The 20409-nt window shown below is 59.9% G+C and carries 11 protein-coding genes; 7 read left to right on the top strand and 4 right to left on the bottom strand.

The genetic code is table 11. The annotated features are described in order from the left end of the window. The first annotated feature begins 17 nt into the window (after window positions 1-17). The 5 genes from ACIOWA_RS12075 (at window position 18) to ACIOWA_RS12055 (ending at window position 5387) form a co-directional block, all read left to right on the top strand. Window positions 18-488: a (2Fe-2S)-binding protein gene (locus ACIOWA_RS12075; protein WP_221733707.1), complete on the top strand. Its 471-nt coding sequence runs from the start codon at window positions 18-20 to the stop codon at window positions 486-488. Continuing rightward, window positions 485-2806, top strand: coding sequence for a molybdopterin cofactor-binding domain-containing protein (locus tag ACIOWA_RS12070; RefSeq protein ID WP_401159974.1), 2322 nt, complete (start codon window positions 485-487; stop codon window positions 2804-2806). Before ACIOWA_RS12075 ends, ACIOWA_RS12070 begins: the two co-directional genes overlap by 4 nt. Beyond that, window positions 2806-3786 carry an XdhC family protein gene (locus ACIOWA_RS12065; protein WP_339496043.1) on the top strand — a complete coding sequence of 327 codons (981 nt, stop codon included), beginning with the start codon at window positions 2806-2808 and terminating at the stop codon, window positions 3784-3786. Before ACIOWA_RS12070 ends, ACIOWA_RS12065 begins: the two co-directional genes overlap by 1 nt. Then, window positions 3783-4379: a nucleotidyltransferase family protein gene (locus ACIOWA_RS12060; RefSeq protein WP_339430794.1), complete on the top strand. Its 597-nt coding sequence runs from the start codon at window positions 3783-3785 to the stop codon at window positions 4377-4379. Before ACIOWA_RS12065 ends, ACIOWA_RS12060 begins: the two co-directional genes overlap by 4 nt. 141 nt (window positions 4380-4520) lie before the next feature. Next, entirely contained in the window at window positions 4521-5387 is an 867-nt protein-coding gene (locus tag ACIOWA_RS12055) for a carboxylate/amino acid/amine transporter (protein ID WP_339430793.1), read from the top strand. Window positions 5388-5437: 50 nt separating this feature from the next. Here the strand turns inward: ACIOWA_RS12055 and ACIOWA_RS12050 are convergent, their stop codons facing one another. Continuing rightward, entirely contained in the window at window positions 5438-6736 is a 1299-nt protein-coding gene (locus ACIOWA_RS12050; RefSeq protein ID WP_221733702.1) for a mechanosensitive ion channel family protein, read from the bottom strand. 190 nt (window positions 6737-6926) lie between these two features. Here ACIOWA_RS12050 and ACIOWA_RS12045 point away from each other — a divergent pair, with 190 nt between their 5' ends. Continuing rightward, a complete protein-coding gene (locus tag ACIOWA_RS12045) occupies window positions 6927-8267 on the top strand; it encodes a DEAD/DEAH box helicase (RefSeq protein WP_339430791.1) in 1341 nt (446 codons plus the stop codon). 61 nt (window positions 8268-8328) lie between these two features. Here the strand turns inward: ACIOWA_RS12045 and ACIOWA_RS12040 are convergent, their stop codons facing one another. From ACIOWA_RS12040 to ACIOWA_RS12030, 3 genes are all read right to left on the bottom strand, one after another. Beyond that, a complete protein-coding gene (locus tag ACIOWA_RS12040; protein WP_339430790.1) occupies window positions 8329-8928 on the bottom strand; it encodes a hypothetical protein in 600 nt (199 codons plus the stop codon). A gap of 12 nt (window positions 8929-8940) precedes the next feature. Beyond that, a complete protein-coding gene (locus ACIOWA_RS12035) occupies window positions 8941-9525 on the bottom strand; it encodes a papain-like cysteine protease family protein (protein WP_401159970.1) in 585 nt (194 codons plus the stop codon). Window positions 9526-9786: 261 nt separating this feature from the next. Continuing rightward, a complete protein-coding gene (locus tag ACIOWA_RS12030; protein ID WP_003222690.1) occupies window positions 9787-10062 on the bottom strand; it encodes a hypothetical protein in 276 nt (91 codons plus the stop codon). A gap of 442 nt (window positions 10063-10504) precedes the next feature. Between ACIOWA_RS12030 and ACIOWA_RS12025 the strand changes: the two genes are divergently transcribed. Next, window positions 10505-20409, top strand: a 9905-nt coding sequence (locus tag ACIOWA_RS12025) for a hemagglutinin repeat-containing protein (protein WP_401159968.1), incomplete at its 3' end; no start/stop codon positions are given.

The following is a 20409-nucleotide window of genomic DNA, read 5'->3' as shown; positions in this document are numbered from 1 at the left end:
AATATGCGGGCGTGCCCATGATTACCCTGAAACTCAATGGTCAAGACCATTCCCTTGACGTCACCGAAGACATGCCGCTGTTGTGGGCCATTCGCGACGTCGCCGGTTACAACGGCACCAAGTTCGGCTGCGGCATGGGCTTGTGTGGCGCGTGCACGATTCATATCGACGGCTTGCCGGCACGCAGTTGCATCACGCCGATCGGCTCGGTCGTCGGGCAGAACGTTACGACCATCGACAACCTGCACGCTGATCCGGTCGGGCAAGTCGTCCAGCAAGCCTGGCTCGACAGCGCCGTGGCCCAGTGTGGTTTCTGTCAGGGCGGGCAGATCATGTCGGCCACTGCATTGCTGAAAACCAACCCGAACCCGAGCGACCAACAGATCGAAGAAGCGATGGTTGGCAATATCTGCCGCTGTGGCACCTACAACCGAATCAAAACCGCGATCCGTCAGGCTTCCACTCATTTGAAGGAGGCCAAGGCATGAGTCGTCTACCCCATGATTTCGCCCTGAGCAATCTCAGCCGTCGCGGTTTTCTCAAAGGCGCCACCGCCACCGGTGCACTGGTGTTGGCAGCGAGTTGGGGTTGGCAGGATGCGTTGGCTGAGGACAAACCGAAGAAGTTCGGCGCCGACGGCATGCCCAACGGCTGGATCGACGATCCGAAGGTTTACGTCAGCATCGCCGCGGATGGCACCGTGACCGTGGTCTGCAACCGTTCCGAGATGGGCCAGGGCGTGCGTACCAGTCTGACCATGGTGGTGGCCGACGAGTTGGAGGCCGATTGGGCTCACGTCAAAGTCCAGCAGGCACCGGGCGATGAAGTGCGTTTCGGTAACCAGGACACTGACGGTTCGCGCAGCATGCGCCACTGGTATGAACCGATGCGCCGCTGCGGCGCGGCAGCCCGGACGATGCTGGAACAAGCGGCGGCCGAGCAGTGGAAAGTGCCGGTTGGCGAGTGTCATGCACAGTTGCACAAAGTCCTGCATAAACCGTCCGGCCGTGAGCTGGGCTATGGTGAACTTGCCGCTGCTGCCAGTGCGTTGGCGGTGCCGGCGCGTGACAGTCTGCGCCTCAAGCAGCCGTCCGAATTTCGCTACATCGGGAAGGAGGGCACCAAAGCCATCGACGGTGATGACATCGTCAAGGGGCGCGCGGTGTACGGCGCCGATGTGCATTTCGATGGCATGTTGTACGCCACCATTGCCCGGCCAGCGGTGTATGGCGGCAAGGTCAAATCGCTGGATGACAGCGCCGCGCTGAAGGTCCCCGGCGTGCTTAAAGTGATTCAGATCGAAAGTCGTCCGTTGCCCTCGGAGTTCCAGCCGTTGGGCGGAGTGGCGGTGGTCGCCAGTAACACGTGGGCTGCGATCAAGGGGCGCGAGGCACTGAAGATCGAGTGGGATGACGGCCCGAACGCCAGCTACGACTCGGTTGCCTACCGCAAGGAACTGGAAGCCGCGTCGCTGAAACCCGGCAAAGTGGTGCGCAACACTGGCGATATCGACAAAGCCATGAGCGGCGCCGCGAGCACCCTTCAAGCCTCTTATTATTTGCCACATCTGGCGCAAGCGCCGATGGAGCCGATGGTCGCGATTGCCCGCTTCAAGGACGGCCACTGCGAAGCCTGGGCGCCGAGTCAGGCACCGCAGGTTACCCGTGAGCGAATCAGCGAGCGTTTAGGGCTGCCTTTCGACAACGTGACCGTTAATGTCACCTTGCTCGGCGGCGGTTTCGGTCGCAAGTCGAAACCCGACTTTGTCATCGAAGCGGCAATCCTCGCCAAGCAATTCCCCGGCAAAGCCGTGCGGGTACAGTGGACGCGCGAAGATGACGTTCACAATTCGTACTTCCACACCGTGTCCGCTGAATACCTGAAGGCTGGCGTCGACAAGGACGGCATGCCGTCCGGCTGGTTGCACCGCACCGTGGCGCCAAGCATTACCGCGCTGTTCGCGCCGGGCATGAATCATGAAGCGGCGTTCGAGTTGGGTATGGGCTTCACCAACATGGCGTATGCGATTCCCAATGTGCGTCTGGAAAACCCCGAAGCCACGGTGCATACGCGGGTTGGCTGGTATCGCTCGGTGTCGAACATTCCCCATGGTTTCGCGATCCAGAGCTTTGTCGACGAACTGGCGCACAAGGCCGGTGAGGATCCGCTCAAGTACCAGATCAAGCTGCTTGGCCCGGATCGGCAGATCGACCCGCGCACGTTGAGTGAAGAGTGGAACTACGGCGAATCCCCTGAGCGTTATCCGATCGACACCGGGCGTATGCGCACCGTGCTGGAAACCGCTGCCAAGGCGGCCGGTTGGGGGCGCAAACTGCCCAAGGGCCGTGGTCTGGGATTGGCGGTGCATTACAGCTTCGTGACTTACGTGGCAGCGGTGATTGAGGTCGAGGTCAAGGATGACGGCACGCTGATCGTGCACAAGGCTGACATCGCTGTGGATTGCGGGCCGCAGATCAACCCTGAACGCATCCGGTCGCAGTTCGAGGGCGCGTGTGTCATGGGCCTGGGGAACGCGGTGCTGGGTGAAATCAGCTTCAAGGACGGTAAGGTTCAACAAGACAACTTCCACATGTATGAAGTGGCGCGCATGTCGCTGGCGCCCAAGGACGTCGCGGTGCATCTGGTGACGCCGCCGGGTGATGTGCCATTGGGCGGCGTCGGTGAGCCGGGTGTGCCACCTATCGCGCCGGCGTTGTGCAACGCGATTTTCGCGGCGACCGGCCAACGCATCCGGAACCTGCCGGTGCGTTATCAGTTGCAGGGCTGGCAGAAGGCGAAAGCGTGATGGACAGCGTCGACCTGAACGTCCTGCGCAGCGTGCTCGAATGGCGCCGCGCCGGGCAGCGGGTCGTGCTGTTCAGCGTGGTGCAGACCTGGGGCACCGCGCCCCGGGCTCCTGGCGCGATGTTGGCGTTGCGCGAAGATGGCGTGGTGATCGGCTCGGTGTCGGGCGGGTGTGTCGAGGATGACTTGATCGCCCGTCTGCACGACGGACGCATCGCTACCGACGGGCCGCCCGTGCAATTGATCACTTACGGCGTTACCCGTGAAGAAGCGGCGCGCTTCGGCTTGCCTTGCGGTGGCACGTTGCGTCTGACTGAAGAGCGCGTCGGCGATCCGGCGTGGGTGGCCGAATTGCTCGCACGTTGCGAAGCCCACGAGATTGTGGCGCGCGAGCTGAATATCGACACCGGTGAAGTGGTGTTGTCGCCAGCCAGCCAGTCCGATTCGCTGCTCTTCGACGGCAAAACCCTGCGTGCCATCTATGGCCCGCGTTGGCGTCTGCTGTTGATCGGTGCCGGGCAATTGTCACGTTACGTCGCGGACATGGCGCGGTTGCTGGATTTCGAGGTGTTGATCTGCGATCCGCGCACCGAGTTCGTCTATGGCTGGGAAGAGCATCACGGTCGTTTCGTCCCCGGCATGCCGGATGATGCAGTGTTGAGCATTCAGACCGACGAACGCACGGCGATTGTCGCGCTGACTCACGACCCGCGCCTGGATGATATGGCGCTGCTCACTGCGCTCGATTCGCGGGCCTTTTACGTCGGCGCGCTGGGCTCGCGGGTCAACAGCCAGAAGCGTCGGGAAAATCTGGCCCAGCTAGGCTTGTCGGCACAGGCCATCAGTCGATTGCACGGTCCGATCGGGCTGCACATCGGCAGTCATTCGCCGGCGGAAATTGCTTTGTCCTTGCTGGCAGAAATCGTCGCGATCAAAAACGGCGTCGAGCTGAAACAGAAAAGGGCAGTGGAGGGCGCATGAGTCGATCCATTGCTGTGATTGTGCTGGCAGCGGGCGAGGGCCGTCGCTTTCGCGAAGTGGCGGGCGCCGACAAGGATAAGTTACTGGCTGATTGCGCCGGTCGTGATGGCGCCGTGCGTTCGGTGATCGAGCAGGTCTTGGTCAATCTGCCGGCCAGTCTCGACAAGCGAATCCTTGTGACGACTGAAGCGCGGCCGCAGGCGATGCGCATGGCGCAGGCTTATGGTTGCGAGGTGCTGTCAATTGCATCGACCGGGATGGGCGACAGTATTGCAGCGGGTGTGGCGGCGTGTCCGGATGTGGATGGCTGGCTGATCGTGCTGGGGGATATGCCGTTTATCTTGCCGTCGAGTATCGAGCAGGTGGTGGCGGCGATGGCCGATGATGCGGTGAGCGTGCCGGTGCTGGATGGCGAGTTTGGGCATCCAGTCGGGTTCGGCCGTTCGTTGGGGGCGCGGTTGCAGGCGTTGTCGGGTGAGCGCGGTGCCAGGCCTTTGTTCAAGCAGGGACGGGTGGTGGAGGTGGTGGTGGAGGATCCCGGGGTGCTTTGGGACATCGATGTGCCGCAAGCCTTGGTCTTTGCTCAAGCTTGAGCTTATTGGGGGTTCTTGATAGCCCTCACCCGAAAGGCGAGGGAACTGACCAGGCAGTTTTTTCGAGGTTTTTTTGCCTGCGATTTATCCGCTTCACGACAAAACCCGCTATCGTCGCCGCCATTCGAAACAGAGGCGAGCATGGGCTATCTACTTTTTGTCACGCTGATCCAGGCGTTTTCTTTCAGTCTGATCGGTGAATACCTGGCCGGTCATGTCGACAGTTACTTTGCGGTGCTGGTGCGTGTGGTGCTGGCCGGGCTGGTGTTCATCCCGCTGACCCGCTGGCGTTCGGTGGAGCCGGCGTTCATGCGCGGCATGCTGCTGATCGGCGCCTTGCAGTTCGGCGTGACCTACGTCTGCCTGTACCTGAGCTTCCGGGTGTTGACGGTGCCGGAGGTGTTGCTGTTCACCATCCTCACGCCGTTGCACGTAACGCTGATCGAAGATGCGCTGAATCGCCGCTTCAACCCATGGGCGCTGGTCGCCGCACTGGTGGCGGTGGGCGGCGCGGCGGTGATTCGTTTCGACCGGGTCAACCCGGACTTCTTCATGGGCTTCCTGCTGCTGCAACTGGCCAACTTCACCTACGCCGCCGGGCAGGTGCTGTACAAGCATCTGGTGGCAAAACATCCCAGCGATCTGCCGCATTACCGGCGCTTCGGCTTCTTCTATCTCGGTGCGCTGGCGGTGGTGTTGCCAGCGTTCCTGATGTTCGGCAAAGCCAACTTCCTGCCGGAAGCGCCGCTGCAATGGGGGGTGTTGCTGTTCCTCGGTCTGGTCTCGACGGCGTTGGGCATGTACTGGTGGAACAAGGGAGCGTGCCTGGTCAACGGCGGGACTTTGGCGGTGATGAACAACCTGCATGTACCGTTGGGCTTGCTGCTGAATCTGCTGATCTGGAATCAGCATGAGGCGCTTGGAAGATTGTTCCTCGGCGCGAGTGTGATTCTGGCAGCGGTGTGGATCAGCCGGTTGGGGATCCGCAAACCACTGGCCAGCGCATAACCCACTGTGGGAGCGGGCAAGCCCGCTCCCACCGTTTTTGCTTCGCGGTGTTACATCAAGTGTTTCTGGGCTTCGGGAATGTGGCTTGCACCCAACACCGCCGGCAGCAACCCCGTCCGCAGATCCCCGCCGCTTGGCTGCTGATACAGGCTCAGGCCAAACTCCGGCAACACCGCCAGCAGATAGTCAAAAATATCTCCCTGAATCCGCTCGTAATCGGCCCACGCCGTGGTGCGGGTGAAACAGTAGATTTCCAGGGGAATGCCTTGAGCCGTGGTCTGCATCTGACGGACCATGCAGGTCATGTTCGGCTGGATCTCTGCGTGGCTTTTCAGATACGCCAGCGCATAAGCGCGGAACGTTCCAAGGTTGGTCATGCGTCGACGATTGGCGGACATCGCCGCGACGTTGCCCTGGGCTTGGTTCCACGCCTTGAGCTCGGCTTTCTTGCGGCCCATGTAGTCGGTCAGCAGATGTACCTGGCTCAGCTTCTCTTCTTCATCATCGCGAATGAAACGCACACCGCTGGCGTCGATGAACAGGCTGCGTTTGATCCGCCGCCCGCCAGACTGCTGCATGCCGCGCCAGTTCTTGAACGACTCGGACATCAGGCGCCAGGTCGGGATCGAGACAATGGTCTTGTCGAAGTTCTGCACCTTGACCGTGTGCAGGGTGATGTCGACCACGTCGCCATCGGCACCGACTTGTGGCATCTCGATCCAGTCGCCGACCCGCAGCATGTCGTTGCTGGTCAGTTGCACGCTGGCGACGAACGACAGCAGCGTGTCCTTGTAGACCAACAGAATCACCGCCGACATCGCGCCCAGACCCGAGAGCAGCAACAGTGGCGAACGGTCGATCAGGGTGGCGACGATGATGATTGCGCCAAACACGTACAAGACCATTTTCGCCAGTTGCACATAGCCCTTGATCGAGCGAGTGCGGGCGTGTTCGGTGCGTGCATAGATGTCGAGCAAGGCGTTGAGCAGGGCGGTGACCGACAGCAACAGGAACAGGATGGTAAACGCCAGCGCAACGTTGCCCAGAAAGGTCATGGCGGTGTCACTCAGTTCGGGCACCAGATGCAGGCCGAACTGGATGACCAGCGATGGCGTCATTTGCGCCAGACGCTGAAACACCTTGTTGTGGCGAAAATCGTTGATCCAGTGCAGCGAAGGCTGGCGGCCGAGCATGCGGCTGGCGTGCAGGATCAGGTAGCGCGCCACTCGTCCGAGTACCAGCGCGATCACCAGCAACACTGCCAAAGCCAGGCCGGCCTGCAAGAGTGGATGCTGTTCCAGGGTGCCCCAGAGGTCCTGGGCGTTGAGCCAGAGCTGTTTGAAATCCATAAGAGAAACGATTCTTCTGTAAGACGCGATGGGCGATTAGAGCATTTAAGACGCTGTGTATTACCGTAAGAGACAAATCAGGCAACAAAAAAACACTGATTAGCACCGTTTGTATAAAGAAACTCGGCCTGAGCGCTCGAAACCGGTAACCTATGCAGCTGTTTTTTTGCATATCTTCGAGGTAGCACCCGTGTTTTCCCAATTCGCCCTGCACGAACGCCTGCTTAAAGCCGTGGCCGAGCTGAAATTTGTCGAGCCAACGCCTGTGCAAGCCGCGGCCATTCCGCTGGCGCTCCAGGGGCGTGACCTGCGGGTGACGGCGCAAACCGGTAGCGGCAAGACCGCCGCTTTCGTACTGCCGATCCTCAACCGCCTGATCGGCCCGGCCAAGGTCCGCGTCAGCATCAAAACGCTGATCCTGCTGCCCACCCGTGAACTGGCCCAGCAAACCCTGAAAGAAGTTGAGCGTTTTTCGCAGTTCACCTTCATCAAGTCCGGCCTGATCACCGGCGGTGAAGACTTCAAGGTGCAGGCCGCCATGCTGCGCAAGGTGCCGGACATCCTCATCGGCACCCCAGGCCGGATGATCGAGCAACTCAACGCCGGCAACCTCGACCTGAAAGAAGTTGAAGTGCTGGTGCTCGACGAAGCCGACCGCATGCTCGACATGGGTTTTGCCGAAGACGTGCAGCGTCTGGTCGATGAATGCCCGAACCGTCAGCAGACCATGCTGTTCTCCGCCACCACCGGCGGTTCCGGCCTGCGCGAGATGATCGCCAAGGTGCTGAACAACCCTGAGCACTTGCAGCTCAACGCGGTCAGCCAACTGAACTCGACCACCCGTCAGCAGATCATCACCGCTGACCACAACCAGCACAAAGAACAGATCGTGAACTGGCTGCTGGCCAACGAGACCTATCAGAAAGCAATCATCTTCACCAACACCCGCGCCATGGCCGACCGCATCTATGGTCGTCTGGTGGCTCAGGAATACAAGGCGTTCGTGCTGCACGGCGAGAAAGACCAGAAGGATCGCAAACTGGCGATCGATCGTCTGAAGCAGGGCGGGGTGAAGATTCTGGTAGCGACCGACGTCGCGGCCCGTGGTCTGGACGTCGATGGTCTGGATATGGTGATCAACTTCGACATGCCACGCAGCGGCGACGAATACGTACACCGCATTGGTCGTACCGGTCGTGCCGGTAACGACGGTCTGGCGATCTCGCTGATCTGCCATGGCGACTGGAACCTGATGTCGAGCATCGAGCGCTACCTGAAGCAAAGCTTCGAGCGCCGCACCGTCAAGGAAGTCAAAGGCACCTACGGCGGGCCGAAAAAGGTCAAGGCCTCGGGCAAAGCCGTCGGCGTGAAGAAGAAAAAGACCGACGCCAAGGGCGACAAGAAGAAAACCGCCGCCAAGACGCCGACCAAGCGCAAGAGCGTCAATCGTCCGAAGCCGGACTCTCTGGTGAGCAGCGACGGCATGGCCCCACTCAAGCGCCGCAAGCCGGCAGAGCCTGCGGCTGAGTAAGTCGTTTCAGGCGCACACAAAAAACCCGGACAGTGTCCGGGTTTTTTACGGCCGGGATTTGTCAGCTCCCGAGCTGCCCGCTGGTGTCGGCATCAAAACGTTGCTTTGCCGTGTCAGCGGCCGGCTTCAGCAGGGCGAGCAGCGCCGCCTCGCTGTACAACCGGGTGCCCGCCAGTTCTTTGGGCGTTGGATCGATTGGAATCAGCACATCTTCACCGTCGGCGTGCAGCCAGATCGCCACAACGTGCAGCGCTGAAACAAACAACACCCGCAGCTCAACGGTTTTACCCTGCAGTTGTGGTGACTGTTCGGCCAGTTTCAGCGCTCCGACAGTCGCGGCGGCGAGCGTCCCGTGGTTCAACGAGGCGAACTCGACGTGACCGCGTACATCGGCCAGTTGCGCATCGGCAATCGTCACGCCATCGGCGAACACCAGGTAATGCCAGTCGCCCACCTTGGCGTCTTTCAGCCCTTTGCCGGTGCTCAGGTCATCCAGACTCAATGAGTAGCCGCGATAGGCTTCGCTGAGGCTGATTTTCGCAGGTGCTGCATTGGCAAACTGGCGATTGGCGCCGAAGCCTTGGGTTTGCAGTGCGGCTTGCAGCGCCGGACGCAGTGTCTGAACGCCGTTGGAAGGCGCCTTTGGATAAGTCAGTTGCATGATGTCGCCCTCCTAGTTTTTGGCGGTGAAGTAAGTGTGGGTCCAGTTGCCGCCACCGTTATACGAACCGGGGAAAGCGTTCAACGCACGGGTCGAATAGCCATAGATCGAGTCGGCGACCAGCACGTAGTTGCCGTTGGTGCCATAGATCGTCAGGAAGTGCGCACCGCCGCCGTACCAGGCACAGCGCAGGCCGACCGGACGGCCCATGTTGATCTGGTTCTGGATGGCCGACATCTGCAGTGAACCCTGATTCATCCCGTTGTAGCTGCGGGTGGTTTGCAGGGCCGAATCCAGATAGCCGTAGACGTTACACGGACCCGGCTGGTTGCAGCAGTTGCGATCCAGCTGGGTGCTCGCGACTCCGCACTGTGTCCAGTTCCCGGTGCCGTAGTAGTTGCCGACCGAGGCGGAAACGGCGGCCCAGCACCAGTTGGTCTGCGTCTGTTTCTGCATGGTGAAGTTGAGATTGGCAGCGGCCAGTGCCGCAGTTTGCGCAGTGGCTTCAACCTCGACCAGTTGCGGGTCGAGCAGGTGGCCGACGAGGCACATTGGCAGGCTCTCGCCGGTGAACGATGTTGCTTGAGTGGTTAACATTTTTTCAGTCCTCCATGAATGAAAACAAGCGTCCAGCTTGTGATTGTGTTGCGGTATTGCCGAGCGATCGGTGGTTAACGGTTTTCATCTGCGATGAACGGTGCCGATCTCCTTGCTCGATGTAACCATAGTCTGGATATGCGTTTATGCAAGAAAATAAATGCACAAATGCATTTTTAAGGGCAAAAGATCGCAGCCTGCGGCAGCTCCTACAGGGTTCGGTGTAGGAGCTGCCGAAGGCTGCGATCTTTTGCTCTTGCTTTAGCTCTCGGTTTTTTTCTCGGCCGAATCCAGCTCTTTCAAGCGCTGATCAATCAACTGGCATTTGTCCGGCAAATCTGCACTGGCCGTGCCCAAGTCCATTTTCTGCAACTCGGCATTGATCTCCTTGGCCTTGGTGGGGTTCTGCTCGGTGAGCTTGGCGACTTCCTTGGCCAGTTGTTCACGCTTGGCGGTGGCTTCTTCCGGCGTGCAGGCCCAGACGGGCAGGGCGCAGGCGAGTGTGGCGGCGAGGGTTAACTTGAGCAGGGTTTTCATGGGGGCGGGCCTCCGTTCCGGGTAAGGCGGGTTAATCGGTGGAGGGGTTTGGGCGGTGAAAAGTTCAGTGACAGTATTTTTACCGGCCCATTTGGAGTGACCGAACGGTCGCGATCCCCCCTGAAAAGTAGACTTCTTGAGGAAAAGCCGCGGGCTAGAGCGGTTGCGAAAAAAGACGCGGTACGACTTATTGATGTCAGAATGATGGCAATCTACCATCGCGCCATCACATTGATATCAATTGGTGATTTCGAGGGATCGAACAAACTCTTCGCAAGCAGTTCTGCGATCGTTTCTGCCACGCTTTGGACGTTCTGACCAAAGCGCGCATTTATCCCCTTTTTGCTTGTTCTCTCACCTGGCGCCGTGTTTTGCCGGGCAGGGATCGCTTTGCCTGTTGATAACCCAGACCTCATTCGCCTGTCGCAACGAGAGCTCAAACATGGACGTTCGCCAATACGCCTTCCTCGCTCGTCAGCCTTCTGCTGCCGTGAAAACCCGTGAGCATTTCTGGGGCATGCCCAAGCGCGGTCTGGCGTTCCTGCTGGCGAACGTAATGTTCTGGCAACCGATGTGGGCGCAGGCCGACGGCATTGTCGTGGCCAACCCGAACACCGCGCTGGACCGGGCCGGCAATGGCGTGCCGATCATCAACATCGCCACGCCCAACGGCAGCGGGCTGTCGCATAACCAGTTCCACGATTACAACGTCGGCGCGCAGGGCGTCATCCTCAATAACGGCTCGAGCCAGACGTCGAACACGCAATTGGGCGGCCACATCATCGGCAACCCGAACCTGAAAAACAGTGGTTCGGCGCAGGCGATTCTCAACGAGGTCATCAGCGGCAACCCGAGTCAGTTACGCGGTTACACCGAAGTGGCGGGGCAGTCAGCGCGAGTGATCGTCGCCAACCCGTATGGCATCACCTGTAATGGCTGCGGCTTCATCAACTCGCCACGGGTCACGCTGACCACCGGCAAACCGGTGCTGGATGGCGCGGGACGGCTGGATCGTTTTCAAGTTGATCAGGGCAGCGTCGCCATCGAAGGCGCAGGCCTCAACGCCAACAACGTCGACCGCTTCGAAATCATCACCCGTAGCGCGAAGATCAACGCTGAACTCCAGGCGCATAACCTGACGATTGTTGCCGGGCGCAACGACGTCGATGCGCAAACCCTCAACGCCACGGCCCGCGCCGATGACGGCAGCGCCAAACCGCAACTGGCGATTGACTCCTCGGCACTCGGCGGGATGTACGCCGGGGCGATCAAACTGGTCGGCACCGAGGCCGGGGTCGGGGTGAAACTCGACGGCAAACTGATCGCCAGCGGTGGCGATATTCAGCTTGATGCCAACGGTCAATTGAGCCTGGCCGATACTTCGGCGACCGGCGCGGTCAACGTCAAGGCGGCCAGTCTCGATGCGCGCGGGCCGGTGTATGCTGGCACGGCATTGAACGTGCAGACCCAGGGCAACCTGACCAACCGCCAGACACTCGCCGCCCGCGACAGCATCGCCCTCAGTGCCGGCGGTCAATTGACCAATGCCGGGGCCATCGAAGCCGGGGTCAACGCCGACGGCGGGCGCAACGCCAACGGTGATCTGAGCCTGAATGCGCAGAACCTCGACAACAGCGGCAAGAGTCTGGTAGCCAGTCGCAATCTGACAGTCAACACCACGCAAACCCTGAACAACCAGAGCGGCACACTCAGTGGGCAAACCACAGCGATCACTGCGGGGACACTGGACAACCGCAACGGTGGTCGCGTGCAGAGCAGCGCTACGCTGAACCTCAATGCCGCTCAAGTGCTGAACAACAAAGGCGTGATCAACAGCCAGGCCAGACTGACCGGCAATATCGGCCAACTGATCAACCGCAATGGTGAACTTGCCGGCCAGACCGACGCGGTACTGACGGTCACTTCGCTGGATAACGTCGCCGGCGTGATGACCGCCGGGCAGTTGCTCGACATCACCGCACTCGGTGCGATCAACAACAGCAACGGCGGCCGGATCGGCGCCAAACAATCGCTGACCCTGCGCGCGCGACAACTCGACAACAGTCAGCAAGGCCAGTTGATCAGTGAAAGCACACTGACCACGCGCATCAGTGATCGCCTGGACAACCAGAACAAAGGCCTGATCCAGGCCAACGCTGCCACGGACGTACAGGCCACGCGCCTGGATAACCGCGCCGGCAAGATTTCCAGCCTCAACACCCTGACGCTCACCAGCGCCAATACGGACAACCGCGGCGGCACGATTCGCGCTGATCAGGCGGCGAAACTGCTGATCAGTGAGCTGGACAACCGCGACAAGGGCCGCGTTGAAAGCAAGGCAACACTGACGTTCGAAGGCAACACGCTGGACAACCGCAATGGCGGCTTGCTCACTTCGACCGGCCTGCTGAGCCTCAAGGCCAAAAATGTCACCAACGATGGTGGGCGCATTTCCGGCAAGGGCGATATCGACGCCAGCATCGACAGCCTGAACCAGCAGGGCGGTGAACTGGTCGCCGAAGGCAATCTGTTGCTGACTGGCAAGACGCTGCAGAACCATCAGGACGGTCTCGTCGGGTCGCTCAAGACCCTGACGGTCAACGTCGACCAGATCGACAACCGCGGTGGCTCGCTCTCCAGCCAGCAGGACCTGCACATCAACGGTTCGCGCCTAGACAACAGCGAGGGCGGCAAGGTGTTGTCCGACACCACGCTGGAGGCGAAAGTCGCGCAGATCATCAACGGCACTAACGGTCTGATTTTCAGCAAGGGCGCGAGCACGCTGAGCGGCATCGGTTTGAGCAACGTCGCCGGGCGGATCGTCAGCCAGAAAACACTGGGTCTGACCTTCGGCGAGGCCGTGGATAACCAGCAAGGCCTGATCAGCAGTGAAGGGCAGATGACCCTCAACCTCGGCAGTCTCGACAATCGTCTGGGCAAACTGTCGAGTATCGAGTCGATGGCGCTCACCAGCGTCGGCGCTGTATTGAACCAGGGCGGATTGCTCGCCTCGCAAAAGGGCCTGACATTTACCAGTGGCAGCCTCGACAACAGCGACACCGGCATCATCAGCGCCAAGGCCGATTCGACGCTGACCACTGGCGAATTCAAGAACCTGCGCGGCGGCAGTCTCGCCACCGATGGCACGCTGTTGCTCACCGCCACCCACCTGGATAACTCAGGCGGGACCATCGGCAGTCAGCAGAACCTGGACGTATCGGTCACTTCGCTGGAGCAGGACGGCGGCGAGCTGTTCAGCAACGCCGATCTGACCGTGGACATGCACAACGGTCTGCTCGACAACCAGCGCGGTAACATTCATGCGCCGGGTCAATTGCTGTTCAAGAACCTCAATGAGGTGAACAACAGCGCTGGTGAGATTTCCGGCGCGAAAGCCTGGAGCGTCAACGCGCAAAGCCTGAACAACGATGGCGGCAAACTGCTGAGCAACGAAAAGCTCACGCTGATTGTTGAACGTGCCCTGAGCAACATCAAAGGCGTGATCGCCTCAGCAGGCATCGAAGCGCGCAGCGCCAGCCTGGACAATACCCATGGCGAAATCCGTGGTCGCGGCGACGTTGATTTGAGCGTCACCGGTCTGTTCGATAACCAGGACGGTGTGGTCATTGCCGACAACGGCCTGACGCTCAAAGCGGCGTCTCTGGATAATCGTCAGGAAGGTCTGGTGGGCGCGACAAAAGCGCTGAACCTCACCGTTGACCGTGTCGACAACCGCAGCGGCGAACTGTCGAGCAAGGCCGATGTGAGCCTGATCGGCGCCTGGCTCGACAACAGTGACAGCGGCTACATGCTCGCTGGCGGCAATCTGGCGCTGACGGTTAATGAAGTCATCAACCGCAACAAGGGGCTGCTGTCCGGTGACAGCGGCCTGACCCTGACGGGCAAGACCCTGGAAAACAGCGGACGTCTGACCAGCCAGAAAGATATCGCAATCAACCTCTCTGCGGGTCTGAACAACGGGCTGGGCAGTGTCGTCAGCGAAGGGGCTCTGGCGATCAACGCCGACAGCCTCGACAACAAGGCCGGCACGGTCTCCAGCGCTAAAGCGCTGACCATCGACACCCGTGGCGCCGTCAGTAACCAGGGCGGCAAACTGCTGACCGATACCGACCTGACGCTCAACAGCAGCACGCTGGATAACCAGCAACAAGGCGCGATCAGTGGCAAAGGCAAACTGAGCATCACCACCGGCGACCTCAACAACAGTCAGGCCAGCATTTACTCCGCCGATCAACTGCACATCACAGCCGGCCAGGTGACCAACACCGCCGGCAGCCTCGGCGCGGCCAATTCGCTGGTGGCCAATGTTCGTGGTCTGGATCAGCAGAGTGGCAAGCTGTTCAGCAGCAATGCTGATGTCAGCGTCGACCTGAACGGCGGCGCTTTGAACAACCAGGGCGGCGTCATCAGTGCGCCGGGTCAGTTGCTGTTGAAGAATCTGGCCGACGTAAACAACCGTGGCGGCGAGATCTCCAGCGAGCAGGCTTTCGAACTGCTCGCCAAGTCATTGGATAACAGCGGCGGCCAACTGCTGAGCAATCAAAAACTCACCCTGCAGATCGACAACGCGCTGACCTCGATCAAAGGCAAGATCGCGGCGGCGGCGCTGCAGGTTCGCGCGGCGAGTCTGGACAACAGTGGCGAAGGTGTTTTGCTCAGTGACAGCGATATCGACGTCAAGGTCGATAGCCTGCTGAACAACCAGAACAAGGGCAGCATCAAGGCCGCGCAACAGCTGAACCTCAACAGCACCGGCCTGAATAATCAGGGCGGCACGCTGGTGGGTGTTGCGGGCGTGGCGATCGATCTGGGCGCCACCGCACAGGATCTGAATAACCAGGACGGCCTGATCAGCAGCAAGGGTTTGCTGAGCATCGCCCACCTGCGTGATCTCAATAACCAGAACGGCGTGATCAACAGCAAAGGCGTGTTGAGCATTGAGACGCTGCGCAACCTGAATAACCAGAAGGGCGAGATTTCCAGCGTCAACAGCTTCAATTTGAAAGGTAACAGCCTGGACAACCGTGGCGGCAACTTGATCAGCAACGATCAACTGACCCTGACCGCTGCCGAGCTGAAAAACCAGGGCGGTCTGGTCTCTGGCTGGAACGGCGTGAGCGTCACCGGCGGCACCCTCGACAACAGTCAGGAAGGCAGTGTCTCCAGCCTGCTCGGCAACACCAGCATCGACCTCAGTGGTGCGCTCACCAACCACAGCAAAGGTGGCGTGGGCGCGAAGGGCGAAGTGAGTATCAAAGCGGCCAGCCTCGATAACAGCAACGGCACGGTCAGCAGTGGCGGCAAACAGACGCTGGCCCTGACTGGCGGCACGCTCAGCAATGCTTCCGGCGGCTTGATCGAGAGCGGTGACGCGCTCGACGTCCGCGCCGCATCGCTGGACAACAGCGGCGGCAGAATCACTGCGAAAAAAGCCCTGACCTTCACCGGCACGCACCTGAACAACAGCAATGGCAGCCTCGTTGGCGATGACAGCGTTAGCCTCGACCTGCTCGGTGCCCTGACCAACGTCAATGGTGCGCTGGGCAGCAGCGGCCCACTGCTGATCAAGCGTTCCGCCAGTGTCGACAACCGCGGCGGACAATTGATCAGCCAGACCTTGCTGAGCCTGCTCACCAGCGGTGATCTGAACAACAGCCAAAGCGGCACCGTGTCGGCCAACGGCCAACTGGATCTCACCGCTGGCGGCACTCTGCACAACGACACCGATGGCCTGATCTCCAGCCGCGATGCCGGGGTGAACCTCACCGCTGCGGCGCTGAACAACGCCAAGGGCGCTGTGCAAAGCATGACAGCACTGACCGTGAATGCGGGCAGCGGCGCCATCGACAACCAAGGCGGCAAGATCATCGCCCAGAACGGCGACCTGACCCTCACCGCCGCCAGCCTCGACAGCCGTGGCGGTGTGCTGTCGAGCCTCAAGGGTTTGCTGCAGACCCGCCTGACCGGCGTGTTGCGTAACGGCCAGGGCGGCAAGATCGAAGGCAGCCGCCTCGACTTGCGTGCTCTCGGTGGTATCTACAGCGACGGCGGGCGCATCGCCGCCAACAGCGGCGACATTCTGCTCGATGCCGGTGGTAATGCACTCGACAACAGCAGTGGCGGCATCTATGCCCGAGGCATGGTCAAAGTCAGCGCCGGTTCGCTCAACAACAACGCCGGGCAGATCAGTGGCAATGGCATCGAGCTGGGCGTCAACGGCAACCTGACCAACCGTGGCGGCCTTGTCGAAAGTGCCAACACCCTGGCCGTGCGCGCTGCCAGCCTCGATAACCAGAGCGGCAAACTGCGCGCGCTGAGCGTCGGTGGTAAAACCGATTTCCAGATCGGCAGCCAGTTCGATAACCGCAACGGTCTGGTGGAAACCGCCAACAACGACTTCAACCTTGCCACGCCGAGCTTCCTCAATGCTGGCGGCTCGATCACCCATGTCGGCGTGGGCGAGTTCGGCATCTCGACCACCAACGTCATGAACGCCGGCGGCTCGCTGGTAACCCGCGGCGGCCTGACGCTGAACGCGGACAGCTGGACTAACAGCAGTGTGATCCAGGCCGGACGCTTGACGGTCAACGTCGGCAATTTTGTGCAGACCGCTAGCGGGCAGTTGCTGGCGTCGAACCAGTTGGTGGCGCGTGGCGGCAACTGGACCAACGAGGGTTTGATCGCCAGTGATGGTGGCATGGACTTCCAGATAGGCGGGACTTACGGCGGTAATGGTCGTGTCAGCAGCCTGGGTGACATGACCTTCAACGCTGCTCAACTGGGCCTCACCAGCGTCGCCAGCATCGGCAGTGGCGGGCAGGGTACCTTCAACATTGGCGGGCTGTTGAACAATGCCGGAGGTCGACTGACTTCCAACAACGGCCTGACGATCAATGCAGGCACCGTGAGCAACACCGGCACGCTGGGTGCCGCGCAGGACCTGACGATCAGCACGGCTAGCCTAGTGAACGACCACGGGCTGGTCTTCAGCGGCGGCAACATGAATCTGCTGGTCAATGATTTCACCAACCAGACCGGGGACGTTTACAGCATTGGCAACCTGACGATTGCCGGTATTGCTGGCGGTCGGGCAAACAGCGTCAACAACCTCGCGGCTTCGATCAATGTGGACGGTGATTTTTCGCTGTCCGCCAACAGTTTCAATAACAAGACTGAAGGTGTGATAGGCGAGGAGAAATTTCTCTCCGGCGACATTACGTTCAGCGGTACCACGTTCTACGTCAACGAAAACTTTGAGTCGACCTCGAAGATCACCGGGCCGCAATCATCGCTCTCGGTGGCTGGCAATCTGACCGCGAATGTCGGGGCCTTCACCAACACGGCGTCGCTGATTTCCGCGGGCAAGAACATCACCCTCGACGTTGATAGCTTCGATAATTTCGGCTTGCAGTCGGGCACCTTTGCACGGATGCGCACCTACAAACTCGGCGGGCTTCCAAACAAACCCCAATCGAGCTGGGTCAGCACGGACCTGCAGGCTTATGCCGACCGAAACTCAAAAAATCAATATGACTATATTGATAGCTGGCACGAGCCTGACAAGGGCGGGATGCATTGGGATTACCAGGCGCTGAACAAGCAGTTGCTCAACAAGGTCAACACCAAGTTCGGAATCGGGCCCGAGGTCGCAGTGCCGGCACAGATCCTGGCAGGCGTGAAGCAGCGCGATGACCGGGTTTTCACCAACGGCGGCGGCAGTGTTCCTTCGATCATTCAGGCCGGACAAGCGGTACAGATCAACGCCAAGACCACCATCAACAACGGCAACCTGAACCCATATACAAACTTTGACGGCACCACCAAGGGCGGTGCCGATACCGGGGTGAAAAACGCGGCCAAACCGACGGTGGTTTTCTTGAACCCGCAGTTGCCGCCGGATCTGGCGCAACAACAGGTCAACCCGCTGGCACTGCCAGGCTTCACGCTGCCGACCGGTGACAATGGCTTGTTCCGTCTCAGCGGCAAGGGCGGCACAGAACAAACGTTGGTTGCCGGCAAGGACTGGACGATTGGTTCCATAGCCGCAAGTACTACAGAGCGCTCCGATGGCATGCCGGTCAGGCACGCCACTGACTTGCAGTTCGACACAAACGATCCGGTCTCGGTGAAAAACCGAGAGCTGGCATTGGCCAGTCGCCCATCGTTGAACCTCAACGACAAGACGGCCGTGATCAATGTAAACGCAGCCGCGGGTGACGGGCCGGTCGGCGTACTGTTGCCCAACCGGGGAAGCGCCTCATTCAATGTTCCGCGCGTTCAGGGCTTGCCTGACACCAGCGTGCGCTCCAATCCGCACAAATACCTGATCGAGACCAACCCGGCACTCACCGATCTCAAGCAGTTCATGAGCTCGGACTATCTGCTCGACAAACTGGGGTACGACCCGGACAACAGCGCCAAGCGTCTGGGCGATGGCCTGTTTGAACAGCGCCTGGTTCAGCAGGCTGTCGTTGCCCGCACCGGCCAACGTTTCATCGACGGCCAGACCTCCGACGAAGCGATGTTCAAGTACCTGATGAACAACGCCATCGCCAGCAAGAATGAACTCAACCTGTCGATGGGCGTGACATTGACGGCGCAACAAGTGGCGGCATTGACCCATGACATCGTCTGGCTCGAAGAGCACGAAGTGAATGGCGAGAAGGTGCTGGTGCCGGTGCTTTACCTCGCCCAGGCGAATAACCGCCTGGCACCCAACGGCGCATTGATTCAGGGCGGTGACGTGACCCTGATCGCCGGTGCGGACCTCAATAACGCCGGCACGCTTCGCGCCTCGAACAACCTGTCGGCTGAAGCCGGCAACAACCTCACCAACAGCGGTTTGATCGAAGCCGGTGAGCGTCTCACGCTCAAGGCCGGCAACAACATCGTCAACAAGGGCGGCGGCGTTATTTCGGGCAAGGACGTCAGTCTGACGGCCACCAACGGTGACGTGATCAACCAGCGCGATGTTTATGGCTACGACACCAACTACGGCGGCACGCTGCAGCACCGCGACGTCCTGAACAACGCGGCACGGATCGAAGCGGCCAACGTTCTGACGATCAATGCCGGGCGTGATATCAGCAATATCGGCGGCGTGCTGAATAGCGGTGGGGACATGACGCTCGATGCCGATCGCGATGTGAACATCACCTCGGTTCAGGATCGCCGCACGGATTCACGTGGCAGCAACTTCCTGAATCAGACCATTACCCAGCACGGTGCTGAAGTGACGTCCGGGCGCGATCTGTCGATCAGTGCCGATCGGGATGTGGCGGTTGTGGCTAGTCGGCTGGATGCGAAGCGCGATCTCAAAGTTGATGCCGGCCATGACATCGTGATCACCTCGGCAGCCGATGAAAGTGACTATGTCGCGCGTAGCAAGAAGCGCGCTAACGAAACCCACAGCATTACTCAACAGTCGTCGGTTTTAAATTCCGGGCGCGACATTTCCCTGAAGGCAGGTAATGATCTTGGGATTATCGCCAGCCGGATCAAGGCTGAAGATGATGTCAGCCTCGACGCAGTACAGGATATTACTGTCGCTTCGGCCAAGGACGAGAGTTCCTCTTACTACTACAGGAAGAAAAAAGGCTCCTTTGGTCGAAGCAAGACCACCCAGACAGAAAGCTATGAAAGTGAAAACGTCGCGTCAGTAATCGACGCGGGACGTGATCTGACCGTCAACGTCTCAAGGCGTAAAGACGGCGACCTCAGTCTTGATGGCGGTCGTAACGTCACCATCATCGGCAGCCAGATGAACGCCGGTAATGATCTGTTTGTCGGTGCGACCAACGATGTCGCGGTGCTTTCCGCTACGGAGGAGTCGGGCAGTTACAGCAAAAAAACCAAAACCGGCCTATTCGGCATGTCCAAAAGTGGCAGCAGTCATTTGCAGACATCGGTTACCCAGGTCGGCAGTGAGTTGAACGCTGGTCACGATACGGTGGTTCTCGCCGGGCGCGATGTTCGCCTGAACGCCAGTGAAGTCAACGCCAAAAACGATGCTGAACTACACGCTGGCCTGGTGGACAAGGAAGGCGATATCACCCTGTCTTCCGCCGATGATCAGGCCTACAGCCGTGCCGAAGAGTACAAAAAGAAACTGGGCCTTTCGCTGAAGGACGCTATCGGTTGGGCTGCCGGAACGCCAGGCTTTGGCGCGGACATGACTTTTGCCACTTCCCACAATGGTGGACGGGAAGTTGTCAGCTCCGAGAGTATCGGTAGCCAGGTCAATGCCGGGCACGATGCGATTCTCAATGCATCTCGGGACATCAACGTCATTGGCAGTGGAATCAGTGCCGATAACAGCGTTTCGCT

It is taken from the genome of Pseudomonas sp. NPDC087614 (assembly GCF_044743485.1).
GTDB lineage: Bacteria > Pseudomonadota > Gammaproteobacteria > Pseudomonadales > Pseudomonadaceae > Aquipseudomonas > Aquipseudomonas baetica_A.
Note: the sequence above shows the minus strand (reverse complement) of the source record. Positions and strands in the feature narration are given on the sequence as shown.